This is a genomic window from Candidatus Didemnitutus sp., from assembly GCA_019634575.1.
Lineage (GTDB): Bacteria > Verrucomicrobiota > Verrucomicrobiia > Opitutales > Opitutaceae > Didemnitutus.
Map to the genome: position 1 here is coordinate 78,793 of JAHCAY010000002.1, position 13,218 is coordinate 92,010.

Here is a 13,218-nt window from a genome sequence, read left to right on the forward strand (position 1 = left end):
CATCCGCAGCTCGCGCGCCGAATTGTCATAAAATTCCGCTCCGCCCGCCGAGAGCCGCACGCCACTGTTGCCTTTCTCGCATCATCGAATCTTGATGCATCGATACGAACTGACCGCATGCCGCCCGACCGCACTCTTTCTCCCGCCGAAATCGCCCTGCGCCGCACCCTCGCGGAGCGCGTCGTCCTCATCGACGGCGCCATGGGCACGACGATCCGCGGCTACGGCCACACTGAGGAACAGGTGCGCGGCGAGCGCTTCCGGAACGCGCCGAAGGACCTCAAGAACAACGGCGACCTCTACTCGCTCACCCTCGCGCCGACGATCGAGGACATCCATCGCCGCTTCCTCGAAGCCGGCGCCGAGATCATCGAAACCAACACCTTTTCCGCCACGTCGATCGGCCAGAGCGAGTTCTTCATCGAGGACCCGCGCGAGCGCGGTGGCCGCAAGGACCCGGCGTTCTACGAGGAGGTCATCAAGAACCCGTTCCTCGCCGAGCTCGCGCACGACATCAATTTCCAGTCCGCGCAACAATGCCGCCGCTGGGCCGACCGCGTCGCCAACGCCACCGGCCGTCGCCGCTACGTCGCCGGCGCGATCGGGCCGCTGACCGTCTCGCTCTCCAACTCCCCCGATGCCGACGACGCGGGCTTTCGCGTCGTCACCTTCGATCAGGTCAAAACCGATTACACGCGCCAGATCCGCGCGCTCATCAAGGGCGGCGTCGATCTCCTGCTCGTCGAGACGATCTTCGACTCGCTCAACGCCAAGGCCGCCCTCGTCGCGATCGACGAGGTTTTCGCCGCCGACGGCGTGAAGCTCCCGCTGATGATCTCCGCCGCCGTCGGCCGCGGTGGCGAGACGATGATTTCCGCGCAGACCGTCGAGGCGTTCTGGAACGCCGTGCGCCACACGCGCCCCCTCGCGGTCGGACTCAACTGCTCCATCGGTCCCGATCTCATGCGGCCGTTCCTCGAGGAGCTCGGCCAGAAGTCCGACGCGTTCATCTCGTGCTACCCGAACGCCGGCCTGCCCAATCCGCTTTCGCCGACCGGCTTCGACCTCACGCCCGCCGACATGGCGCGTTACATGGGCGATTTCGCGCAACACGGCCTGTTCAACATCGCCGGCGGCTGCTGCGGCAACACGCCCGAGCACATCGCCGCCATCGCCGAAGCGCTCCGCCCGAAACCCGCGCGCTCGCTCACGATCCTCGCGCCGAAGCTCGCGCTGTCCGGCTCCCTGCCGTTCACCCATCGCGAAGGCACCTTCACGATGATCGGCGAGCGCACCAACGTCGCCGGCTCCCCGAAGTTCGCGAAGCTGATCAAGGAAAACAAATACGAGGAAGCCGTCAGCGTCGCCCGCCAGCAGGTCGAGAACGGCGCCAACGTCGTCGACGTGTGCATGGACGACGGCCTGATCGACGGCCCGGCGGCCATGACGCGCTTCCTCCAGCTCTGCGCCTCCGAGCCCGAGGTCGCGAAGGTGCCGTTCATGATCGACTCCTCCAAATGGGAGGTGCTCGAGGCCGGCCTGAAATGTCTTCAGGGCAAAGGCATCGTCAACTCGATCTCCCTCAAGGAGGGCGAAGCGAAATTTCTCGAGCAGGCGCGCGTCATCCGCCGCTACGGCGCCGCCGTGGTCGTCATGGCGTTCGACGAACAAGGCCAGGCCTCCACGCTCGGCGACAAGATCCGCATCTGCGAACGCGCCTACCGTCTCCTCGTCGGCTCGGCCGGCTTCGCCCCGGAAGACATCATCTTCGACCCGAACATTCTCACCGTCGGCACGGGCATCGAGGAGCACGCGAACTACGCCGTCGATTTCATCGAGGCCACGCGCTGGATTAAGCAAAACCTCCCGCACGCGCGCGTCAGCGGCGGCCTCTCCAACGTCTCCTTCGCCTTCCGCGGCAACAACGTCGTCCGCGAGGCCATGCACGCGGCGTTTCTCTACCACGCGATCCGCGCCGGCCTCGACATGGCGATCGTCAACCCGGCGATGCTCGAGGTTTACGAAGAGATTCCCAAAGATCTGCTCGAACTCGTCGAAGACGTCCTCCTCAACCGCCGCCCCGAGGCCACCGAGCGTCTCGTCGACTTCGGCGAAAAGCTCAAGGCCACCGGCGCCGTCAAGGACCAGAAGGCCAACATCGAGATCCTCGAAGCCTGGCGCCGCGGCACCGTCGAGGAACGCCTCTCGCACGCACTCGTGAAAGGCATCGACGCATGGATCGATCAGGACACCGAGGAAGCCCGCCAGAAATACGGCAAGCCGCTCCTCATCATCGAAGGCCCGCTGATGGACGGCATGCGCGTCGTCGGCGATCTCTTCGGCGCGGGCAAGATGTTCCTCCCGCAGGTCGTGAAGTCCGCGCGCGTGATGAAGAAGGCCGTGGCCTACCTCGAGCCCTACATGCAGGCTGAGAAGGAGGCCGCGCGCAAAGCCCGCGAGGCCGATCCGTCCGCGCAAGCCGCCGCGGCCGCCGCCACCGATGCCGCGCGGGGCGACTCCGCCGGCCGAGTCGTCATGGCCACGGTCAAGGGCGACGTCCACGACATCGGCAAGAACATCGTCGGCGTCGTGCTCGCCTGTAACAATTACGAGGTGATCGACCTCGGCGTCATGGTGCCGTGCGAGAAAATCCTCGCCGTCGCCAAGGAGAAGCAGGCCGACATCATCGGCCTCTCCGGCCTCATCACGCCCTCCCTCGACGAGATGGTGCATGTCGCGAAGGAGATGCAGCGCCTCGACTTCAAGCTCCCGCTTCTCATCGGCGGCGCCACGACCTCCGCCGCACACACCGCGGTGAAGATCGCCCCGCATTACGAGGAACCGGTCGTGCACGTGCTCGACGCCTCTCGCGTCATCGGCGTCGTCTCGCAACTTCTCAGCACCGACAACAAGGCCGCGTTCGTCGCCGAGATTCAGGACAAACAGGAGAAACAGCGCATCGAGTTCGGCGACCGCCGCACCGCGCGCAAGCTCCTCCCGCTCGCCGAAGCGCGCCGCCGCGCTCAGCCGACCGAGTGGTCCATCGCCGACATCCCCCGCCCCGAATTCCTCGGCACACGCAGCTTCAGCTCCGCGGAAGCTGCGCCAGCTGAAGTTGAAGAGTTGAAGTTGAAGTCAGAGCCACCCGCCTCCGGAGACTTAAACTTAAACTCTCAACTTAAACCTCAGTTGCTCGACCTCAACGAGGTCGCGCAACTGATCGATTGGGGCCCCTTCTTCTCCGCCTGGGAACTCCACGGCCGCTTCCCGGACCTCCTCACCGATCCCGTCGTCGGCGAAGAGGCCTCCAAGGTTTACCGCGAAGGCCAGGCGATGCTCCAACGCATCCTCGCCGAGCAACGCTACACCGCGAAAGCCGTCCTCGGCTTCTGGCCGGCCAACAGCGTCGGCGACAGCGTCGAAGTCTACGCCGACGAGTCGCGTTCCCAGGTCCTCAAGACCTTCCACTTCCTCCGCCAGCAAAACGAGAAGCCCGAGGGCCAGCACAACCACAGCCTCGCCGACTACATCGCGCCGAAGGACAGCGGCCGCCTCGACTACCTCGGCGCGTTCGCCGTCACCGCCGGCCACGGCGTCGAAGCCTTCGCGCAGGAATTCCGCGCCAAGCACGACGACTACAGCGCGATCATGGCGCAGGCCCTCGGCGACCGCCTCGCCGAGGCGCTCGCGGAATACATGCACAAGCAGGCGCGCGACTTCTCCGGTTACGGCAAACTCGAGCACTACGCGCTGAAGGACATCATCCGCGAAAAATACCGCGGCATCCGTCCCGCGCCCGGCTATCCCGCCTGCCCCGACCACACGGAGAAACCCGCGCTCTTCGATCTCCTCGAGGCCACCGCGAAGACCGACATCACGCTCACCGAATCCTGCGCGATGCATCCCGCCAGCAGCGTCAGCGGCCTCTACTTCAACCACCCCGACTCGAAATACTTCGCCGTCGGCAAGCTGGGCAAAGACCAGATCGCGGACTACGCCGCCCGCAAAGGCATCGCCGTCACCGAAGCCGAACGCTGGCTCGCGCCCTACCTCGATTACTGATCCGTAGCGGGGAGCGCCAGCGACCCGTCACCCAGCACGGCTCGCTCCGCGCTTGCCGCTACTCAGGCGAATCGCCCTCGGGCGGGACCGCTCGGCCCGCCGCAACGATCGCTCGATCCGACCACAGAGCCGGCAGGAGGACCAATCGAGAACACAGAGCACAGCCTCCGTGTCTTCCAGTTCGTCTCCGCTTTCCTCTGTGACAAAGCCCCGGAACCAGAGACGCCCACTAAACACACGAATCACACGAAACCGGGCTGACCAGAAAGCCCCCCAGAATTGCCCACGGAAGACACGGAACACACAGAAATCTGTTCGCGGGCAAAACCTCCTGAAGCGGCGCTGCTTTCGTGTCTATTCGTGTGTTTCGTGGGCCCTTCTTCCGTGTATTCCGTGTGTTCCGTGGGCAAATATCTGCCGGATCACATCTGCCGCTTCACCATCGCTTCTATCCAGATCGGCGCGAAGGGCGACGTGCAGCCTTTCGAGACGGGATAATCGCGATACACGCCGAGCTTCTCGCCGATCGCCACCGCGCGCTTGCGCAGCGTCGGGTGATTGATGCCGATCTTCGCGAGACAGGAATTCATCGTCCACTGCACCTCCGGCGCGGCTTTCACCATCTGCTTTTCGATGCGATCGAGCAACGCCGGCAAATCGAGTCCCTCGGCGTCGTCGGCCGCGCACTCGCCCGTCAGATACCAACCCGCACGCGCCGCCCAGACGTTCTTGTCGTCCATCCAACCCTCGCGCAGCGACTCCTTCGCCGGGTGCTGATCGATGACGTAATTGCACAGCCAGTCCGCCACCCACGACCAGCTGGTCGTGCGCACGAGCCCGTCGAGTTCCTGGGCCGAGAGTTTCTTCGGCTCGAGAATCAACACCGCCAAATGCTGCGCCTCGACGTGGCCCGTCTTCCACAGCGCGAGCCCGAGCTTGTGGTCGACCTTGATCTTCTTCGCCAGCGCCCGGATGTCGCCATGCTTGACGCCAAACTGATTCTCCGGCGCCCCGCGCTTGATCATCTGCGCCCGCAGCTTTTCGTCACCGAGGGACTGGAGTTGGGCGAAAGCTTCTTTGGCGGTCATAATTCGAGGGTGCTGTCCGCCACTAGCTAAACTTTGCGGAATTCAAAACTATCTGTTCGGCTGCGCGAATCATCAACGGTAGGTATTGAAGGATACGCGCATCATTCACGCGCCCGGGCATGATTACGCGGTTTTCGCGCTTCTCTCGCGCGTGAACGAGGCAGTTCCTGATGCGTGTTGCACGTTCAAAAAAAGCAGAACTCCAAGTAGGAGACCAACTGTCGAAGGTTGTGTCCTTGCCGATCAGCCTCTGAAGAGTGAATCCTCCGTCGAACTCGATGTCTTCGGTGAAGAAGCTCCGATTCGACTCGATCTCGCGCCAAAGTGCCTGCGGCTCGCAAAGCTCATCAATCGCTTTTCGAATCCTCACTTCATCGTTCTGGGCGGCCTCCGTTAGAACCGAAAAGAGTTCACCGATTTTATCATCCGCACGGCTAATGAATGACGGCGAACGCACGATTTTCAGCAACGCTGACTTCGTTTTCCAATCGATGAAATGAAAGCCTGCATACTCGAAAATCTGATAACAGTAGATAAACGCCGACCGAACTTCACTACCGCGCGCAACTTCAAGTAGGCTCAAAAGCACCTCGTCCGCTTGTAGGCTTGAGATTTCCGTTGGGAAGGAGTCCTCGATGTAGCGAATGTGCTTCGGATCACTTACATTTTCTTCGTTCTCCGGTTGTCGAAGCACGATTATAGGTGATTTTCGATCGAAATACCTCATCACCAGATTCAGATGCCGACTCACATCATCCCAGACTACCTCTTTCAAAGGACATGATGACTGGATAAAGAAACTCCGCGGTTGGGTGCGCTTTGCAAAATAGTCCTTCGCCGCTTGAGGAAGTCTCTCCAATTGCTGGGAGTCCCTGAATTGAATTAATTGCCCCGCCGCGACCATAGAACGCTCGGTCGGCAATCGCTGGAGATAGCGCGCAAGCCGAAATAGGCGATCAGTCGGCTTCCTGAACGCGCAATCGTATTCGACCCCTTGGTGGTGAAATTTGAAACGCCGATTTTGGAAACCCTGCGACCGCTCGTCGTTAGGATCAAGGAACGCAAAGAGGAATTCGGCTTCGTTCGAATCAAGATGCAGTAGCGCATCGAGCTGAGGATTTATTAATATGTATCCTAAATCCCTAATTGTCTCCGAATCGGATTGTGGGATCGCAAATTCGATTTCGGGAATGCCCCACGGCTTCTCAACGATTAACTGTAAGTTTTCTCTTCGGACGGCCGCGTGCGGGTTATTTGAAGTAAACTCAATAATCGGCAGGGGTGTATTTTCGGGAGATTCCATTGTTCCAGTTTTCGTGGCCCGTGAACCGAACGCGTATGTATCTTGATCGACTTTCGTTCAAGACGGAACAGTCTACTCACAGAGCGATGCACGCCAGATCCTGGTTTGTCGCTTCGTCCTTCGGCCCAACGGGCGGCTATTCCGTTGCTGCCGCGGCGCACCGCTCCAGCCTGCGGCGTATGAACCCCACGAAACGCGCGCCAAGGGTTTGTATCCTTGGCAGTGCTGAACCGGGCTCTGCGGCCAACGAACTCGCCGGCGCGGCCGGCGAAATGATCGCGCGGCGCGAAGTGACGATCAGCGGCGTTTGCGTCAGGCCGCGTTCAGCCGCGACGTCGGACTTCCCTCGCCCCCTCAGCGCGGCGGCTCGGTGGGTTTCGCTTCAGCGGGCTCCGCCTCGGACTCCGCGGGTGGCGTTTTCTTTTTCAGCCGCTCCCACTCCGTGCGCACGGCGCGGACGGTGCGTTCGTGGTCCGAGCCTTCGAACTTCTCCTCGTCGGGCACGAATTGCTCGATGTAGGCGCCGGTGAGCGCGGAGACCGTGTCGTCGTCGAGCCCCGCCCGCGCGCGCACGACGCAGTCGAACATCAGGCCGTGGCGCACGCCCTCGATCGCCTTCCGGATCTTCGGCTTCACCACGAGCATCACGCTCTTCACCGCCATCCGCGCGAACAGCCCCGCGCCATCTTCCTTCATCGCCTCCGCGATGATCTCGTCGAGCACCTGATCGAACGCGTTGCGCGGCGGCAGGTAGAAAACCCAGTCGTAACGCGTGAATAGGTCGCGCTCGAGATCGGCGGCGCGCAACGCCCGCAGTTTCGCCTCCACCTTCGCCGCGTCGAACTTCTCGAACCACGCCAGCTGATAGAGCTGCGCGGCGAGTCCCTCCAACGGCAGCGGCAGCGCGCTGACGATCTTTTCGAATTCGAGATCCACTTCGCCGCCCGCCCCGTCCTTCGACCCGTCCGCCTCGATCTTCACGGATGAGCCGGTCCCACGGTTCTCCGAGCGGCGCTGCCAATGCTCGATCGCCGCCTGCAACTCCGGCACGCGCGCCGCGACCGCCGGATCGAGCTTGCCGGCCTCGGCCAGCGCGAGGAATTGCCGGAAACAGCGGATCGGGTGCGGCTCGCCCTTCTCGCCGATGATGACGAGCCCCCGGCCCGTTCGTTCGCTCACGCCGGTTTCATGGATCACCCGCAGCACCTCCTCGGCGAATTCCTGCGCGTAGCGTCGGTCCCGGGAAGTGCGCGCGTGAATCGAAACCGCGAGCTGCTGCCCGCGCACGACGAACGGCGCGAGCTGCACCATCCGCGAAAATTCATCCTTCGCCGGCACGCCCTCCGGCGGCGCGACTTTCTTCTCCCCGCCCGCGAACGCGAGCCCAGCGCCCAGCAGCGCGACGAAGGTGCAAAAACCGCGCCGAACGGCGCGAGGGAAAAGCGCAAGGGGCCTCATGTGTCCGCAAAAACACCGAAGCCCGCCTCCAGTTGCACGAACTTTCCAAGCCGCGCGTTCCTGCCGGTCGGGCCCGCGGTCGAGATCATGCAATAGGTGGGCGTCGGCGTCCCGGCCGACGCCAGTCGTCGCCGGGGACGGCGACGACCACCTTGCAGTGCAGATCGCAAGCACTACTCCGTTACGTAAGTGCGCTTGCCAGGTAGCGGGTGCTTGCCAGGTAGCCCGCGACCTCCGGGCGCGGGTGCGTCGGACCCGCCCTCGGAGAGGCCGGGCTACCTCCCGTTTTCCGAGCACAAAGAGAAACCCAACGGAGTATTTTTCGAGTCGAGACGTGCGACCAACGGCACGCGTCCGACTCAGCGGCGTTTCGCCCTTCGGCCCAGCAAACGGCTATTCCCTTGTCGCCGCAAAGCCCCGCTCCAGCCTGCGGCGCATGACCCCCACGAAGCGCGCCCCACAAGTCTGCATCCTCGGCAGTGCCGAACCCGGCTCGCCCGCCTACGCACTCGCTGGCGCAGCCGGCGAAATGCTCGCGCGGCGCGGCGTCACGGTCGTCAGCGGCTGCGGCGCTCCGGCGACGCGCGTCGCGGCGGAGCGGGCGCTGGCGGCGGGTGGGACCGTGGTCTCCATTGTGCCGCACGACGACATCGGCGTGAAGGACTGGCCTTGCTCCGTGCTCATCCCGTGCGGCATGGGCGATGCGCGGAATCTCCTCATGGCGCTCGCGGGCGACGCGTGCCTCGTCATCGGCGGGCGCGCGGGCACGAAGTCCGAGGTTTGTCTCGCGTGGCTGCACAAGCGTCCGCTGTTGCCGCTCACCGGTTGCGGCGGCTGGTCCGATTCGCTCGAACGCGATCCGCCGGACGAGCGGAAAAACTCCCCCATCCTCCCGTGGAGCTCGATCGCGGAGCTGGAAACGCAGCTCGCGAAGCTCGGAATCGTTTAGTCCACAGAACACACAGAGCACACGGAAATCGGGAGAGCCCGCGTTCCGAGCGAAGCGACAGCGGACATCGACGCCAATCCCCGCGAATTCGTGATCAGCGCTTGATTAGCGGGCAGTTTGGGCGAACCACCGATCCGGTTTTAACCACGAATGCTTCGCCTGACGGCTTCGCTTTGAAGTCCGCTCCGCCTGATCGGCTACACAGGGGGCTTCGCGGGTCGGCTTATCGCCGACTCTCAACTGAGCCCCTTCCCCAGCGGCGATCAGCCGCTCCCTGAAACCCATACCGGAGCCGATCAGGCGGATGGCTTTCTCAAGCGCAGCCGGTAGGCGGAGCATTCGTGGGCAATCTTCCGTGTAGTCTGTGTATTCCGTGGGTCGTTCTCATCCGTCTCAACTCAGTCCAGCTGTCCCGCGATGTGCGCGAGGAGTTCTTTGCGGCCGTCTTTCGTCTTCGACGAGGTGATGAAGATCGCCGGATCCGCCGCGGAATCCCGCAGCGCCGCCTGACGAAAACGGTCGATCGCGGTGTGCGTCGCGGACTTCGACTGCTTGTCGGCCTTGGTGAAGATCAGCGAAAACGGCACGCGCTCGTCGCCCAGCCAAGCGAGGAAGTCGATGTCGATGCCCTGTGGCGGCAGGCGCGTTGATCCACGAAGAATTCGACAGATCTATATAGGACATTAGCTTTTAGCCCATGAATTTCTTCACGGACAAAGCGCAAGAGTTCAGCGGAGATTTCATCGGGATTATCGAGAGCCGTCTCGACAGGCTCGGAATCAATGAGCACTGGCAACCCGACCCCCATGCCTATTCGCGCTGGGATAAAAGAGAGTTGGACCGGCTGCGCGACGACCTTGAAGGCCTGGAGCGCGGCTCGGCGGCCGACCGGGCTGTCAATGCGATGATCGGGTATCCGCGCGAGCGGTTCCAGATGACCGGCACCGGCCTTGTTGAGGATTTCAACAGTTACGTGAAGATGGGGCTGTTACTGGGATCGCGGAATGTCCTGTGGAGCGCGACCATCCGTCCGTGGCTCGGCCAGGGCGACAGGGCGCGCTTCGGAGCGGTGTGTCACGCAGTGAATTTTCTCGCTTGGAAAGAGGCCATCCGCGGCGGTGGCCTGATCGTGCTGCCGCACCCCCACCAATGGCTGCCGGAACTACAGCACCGCCTCGTTGAGCTGTCGGAGAATCTCCGGGAGCTCCGCACGACGAACCCGACTGCCTACAACGCCCAACTCGGCCTCATGAACGCCTACGCATTGGCGGAGGCCAACATCGGCCTCAACCCCTACTTCATGGCCGAGCCCGGCGGTATCGCGGCGCATGCCAAAGGAGCCTCCGAGCCCCATCAGAGCGGACCGCCCGAATACGAGAACGTATCGTCGATGATCATCAACCAAGAGTTCGGCTTCCTGACCGAGGCCAGTCCGGAGTTGTTTTACCGGTCGATCTGCCGAGCGCAGCGAGAGTGCAAACAAGACCTGCGGGAATCGACCCTCAAGCAGCTGAATCCGGAAATCGCAGATACGCTCGGCCCAGCAGAGCGCCTCGCCCGACAGCAGGCCGCCTTGAGTGCCATCGCCCAGCAGGTGGAGGAGCAAAGTCAGAAACTGGCCGCGCAGGAGAAGGCGGCGCCGCAGGCGCGCGCGGACCTGTATCGCGCCATCCGGACGTCGTTGGGATTCGCGGTCGCCACGGGTGTCTTCGCCGCCAATCAGACGGCGCTGGCATGCATCTCCGCCATTCTCGCCTCACTGGATCTTCACAACGCGAAGCTTCTGATGGACAAATGGCACAAGAAACCCGTCCCGCCCGACGTGATGATCCACGCCTTCGCCCTAATGAAACATGGGCAGGACCGGGTAGATAAGATCAAATCATGATATTCGACTGGCGACGATGGCTCGCTCGGGCCGATCACTCAGTCCAGCTGTCCCGCGATGTGCGCGAGGAGTTCTTTGCGGCCGTCTTTCGTCTTCGACGAGGTGATGAAGATCGCCGGATCCGCCGCGGAATCCCGCAGCGCCGCCTGACGAAAACGGTCGATCGCGGTGTGCGTCGCGGACTTCGACTGCTTGTCGGCCTTGGTGAAGATCAGCGAAAACGGCACGCGCTCGTCGCCCAGCCAAGCGAGGAAATCGAGGTCGATGCCCTGCGGCGGCAGACGCGAGTCGATGAGCACGTAGGTGTGCTGGAGCGATTCGCGGCCGGTGAGGAAATCGGCGACGGCCTCGTTGAACGTCGCGCGCTCCTGCTTCGAGACATGCGCATAGCCGTAGCCGGGCAGATCGACGAGTCGCCAGGTGCCGTTGAAGGTGAAGAAATTCATCAGGCGCGTCTTGCCCGGCAGGTCGGACACCTTCGCGAGGTCGCGCTTCTCCGCGAGGAGGTTGATGAGCGAGGATTTGCCGACGTTGGAGCGGCCGATGAAGGCGAACTCCGGCAGCGGCAAGCGCGGACAGGCGGCGAGGTTGGGAGCGCTGAGTTCAAAGGTGGCCGATTTGATTTTCATGGAGTCAGACCGCATTGGGACGCGCTGCGCCGGAATAGCGAACTTAACCGCCCACGGCAACCGGACTGCTCTGCAGTTCACTTTTCAGTCTAGCCTTTAAAGAGAGGTGGTCGCCGATTTCCAGATCGGCGACTGGCGTCGGTAGGGAAACCGACGCCCACCCCAACGGCATGAGCGCCGCTCAGTTCTGTTCGTCCACCTTGACCCGGGCGGCGAAAGCCGCATCGGGGGAGACGCGAATCTTCCGGCCGCTGGCGGTGGTGAGGTGACGGATCGTCACTCGCTCGGTGAGTCGGTAGGGAAAGGGCCGGGCGGTTGACGCCGGCTCGTTGCCGTCGGGGTCGCTGAAGAGGCACGGGCCTGCGTAGTCCTTCGGGTGCTGGCTGTCGTCGATGATCAAGCCGTCGATGGTGATCTCCCTCGGCATGAAACAGGGATAGCCGAAATCGTGCCGCCCGCTATTGCTGGCGTTGAGCAAATGGGGCTGGGCCGACGCGCCGACACCGGGAATCCATTTGCAGCGGCGGATCACGACCGGGCCCTCCCACGTGCTGCCGTAGTCCGAGCGCAGCGTGATGAACGCGCGACCATTCGAGGTCGTATCCTCCACCAACAGCGTGCCGCGACCGATGGCGTTGATGCCGACGTAGCCGATCGTGCAGCCGCGGATCGTGTAGGTGCCGGAGACGCCTTGATGGGTGTCCATGCGCGACAGGGTGCAGTTCTCCAACAGGATGTTCTTGCAGAAATTCGTGGCGGCCACGCCCCAGCGCGACAAGTCGAGGATGTTGTCCATGCGGACGCCGCTCATGGTGAAGCTGACGACCTCGTTGGCGAGCAGGTCGTAGGTGCCCATGCTCACGGGTTTCCCGGCGGCGCCGATCGTCGAGTAGGTTTTGTGGCCGGTGACGAAGCAGTCGCGGAACGTGACGTTGGCGCAGCCCTGGGCGGAGAGGAAGCCGTTGTAGGGATGGCCAAACTCGCCCTCGCCCACGATGTGGTGCGTCAGGCCCACGACGGTGGTGTTGGAGCGCGTGATGGCGATGTTGCGCAGCCAGTAGTTGTAGCCCTTCTCCTGTTTCATCCGGTTGGCCGTCGTCGTGAAGACGCCGCCGCGGAGGACGAGCGGATGGTCGTCGATCGGACGCACCTCAACGTCGGTGACCACGTCGTAATCCCAATCGATATCGCCCTCGATGGAGCCATCGCGCCGGAGGATGAAGCAATCGCGCTGGGCCGAGCCGTTGTTCTGGTTGAGACCTTCGCGGATGTAGCGCCGCCGGTGACTGTTCTCGACCTTGACCCAACAGTCGCGCGGCGGCCTCACCTCGATTTGTCGCTGATCGCGCATCAGCCGGGAGATCGTCAGCTTCACCGGCTCCAGCAGGGACTTTACGGCAAAGAGCGAGAGGCGGTGGTTTTCGACGTCGGTGTCGTCGATGAGGAAGCGCGACGTGCCCCAGTCGGTATCGGTGGCGATGATGGCTGTGAGCGCGCGGCGCCCGAGGTGGTAGGTGGCTCCGGGCCTGGTCTTCACCGGCAGGCCGTGGGCATTGGCGAAGGCGTGGGCCTTGACGATGGCCGGCAGGTCGTCGGCCACGCCGTCGCCGACCGCGCCAAAGGCCTCGTAGTCGACGGCTTGGTCCGCCGGCGCTGCCGGCTCGGCGGCGAAGGCGACGAAAGACAGGGCCGCAAACAGGGTGAATCTTGAGAAAAACCGGACAACCAATCGCGAGGGACAGGACATGGCGAAAGCAGGACGAACGTGGAATCAAAACACTCCCTCGTCGCGATGTCGTCAAACCCTACCCTGCCGATCGACTGCGAAAACCCATCCCGCT

Annotated in this window: 9 protein-coding genes; 3 read left to right on the top strand and 6 right to left on the bottom strand. The window is 63.1% G+C overall.

What is annotated here, in order from left to right:
• Window positions 1-201: 201 nt before the first annotated feature.
• Window positions 202-4,062, top strand: a complete 3,861-nt coding sequence (gene metH, locus KF715_15355; GenBank protein ID MBX3738070.1) for a methionine synthase — start codon at window positions 202-204, stop codon at window positions 4,060-4,062.
• 422 nt (window positions 4,063-4,484) lie between these two features.
• Here metH and KF715_15360 read toward each other — a convergent pair whose 3' ends face one another.
• The 3 genes from KF715_15360 to KF715_15370 form a co-directional block, all read right to left on the bottom strand.
• Window positions 4,485-5,150, bottom strand: a complete 666-nt coding sequence (locus KF715_15360) for a DNA alkylation repair protein (GenBank protein MBX3738071.1) — start codon at window positions 5,148-5,150, stop codon at window positions 4,485-4,487.
• Between the two features lie 22 nt (window positions 5,151-5,172).
• Window positions 5,173-6,453, bottom strand: a complete 1,281-nt coding sequence (locus KF715_15365) for a hypothetical protein (GenBank protein MBX3738072.1) — start codon at window positions 6,451-6,453, stop codon at window positions 5,173-5,175.
• A 354-nt stretch (window positions 6,454-6,807) separates the two neighbouring features.
• On the bottom strand, window positions 6,808-7,911 hold the full coding sequence (locus KF715_15370) for a hypothetical protein (protein MBX3738073.1): 1,104 nt from the start codon (window positions 7,909-7,911) through the stop codon (window positions 6,808-6,810).
• A 436-nt stretch (window positions 7,912-8,347) separates the two neighbouring features.
• Here KF715_15370 and KF715_15375 point away from each other — a divergent pair, with 436 nt between their 5' ends.
• Window positions 8,348-8,860, top strand: a complete 513-nt coding sequence (locus KF715_15375; GenBank protein MBX3738074.1) for a hypothetical protein — start codon at window positions 8,348-8,350, stop codon at window positions 8,858-8,860.
• Between the two features lie 398 nt (window positions 8,861-9,258).
• Here KF715_15375 and KF715_15380 read toward each other — a convergent pair whose 3' ends face one another.
• A complete protein-coding gene (locus KF715_15380) occupies window positions 9,259-9,447 on the bottom strand; it encodes a hypothetical protein (protein MBX3738075.1) in 189 nt (62 codons plus the stop codon).
• Window positions 9,448-9,557: 110 nt separating this feature from the next.
• On the opposite strand from KF715_15380, the gene KF715_15385 reads away from it, so the two are divergent.
• Window positions 9,558-10,748 carry a hypothetical protein gene (locus tag KF715_15385; GenBank protein ID MBX3738076.1) on the top strand — a complete coding sequence of 397 codons (1,191 nt, stop codon included), beginning with the start codon at window positions 9,558-9,560 and terminating at the stop codon, window positions 10,746-10,748.
• Between the two features lie 38 nt (window positions 10,749-10,786).
• Here the strand turns inward: KF715_15385 and yihA are convergent, their stop codons facing one another.
• Window positions 10,787-11,377, bottom strand: coding sequence for a ribosome biogenesis GTP-binding protein YihA/YsxC (gene yihA / locus KF715_15390; GenBank protein MBX3738077.1), 591 nt, complete (start codon window positions 11,375-11,377; stop codon window positions 10,787-10,789).
• Window positions 11,378-11,558: 181 nt separating this feature from the next.
• The gene (locus KF715_15395) at window positions 11,559-13,124 is read right to left on the bottom strand and encodes a hypothetical protein (protein ID MBX3738078.1); all 1,566 of its coding nucleotides are present in this window, start codon (window positions 13,122-13,124) and stop codon (window positions 11,559-11,561) included.
• Window positions 13,125-13,218 lie beyond the last annotated feature (94 nt).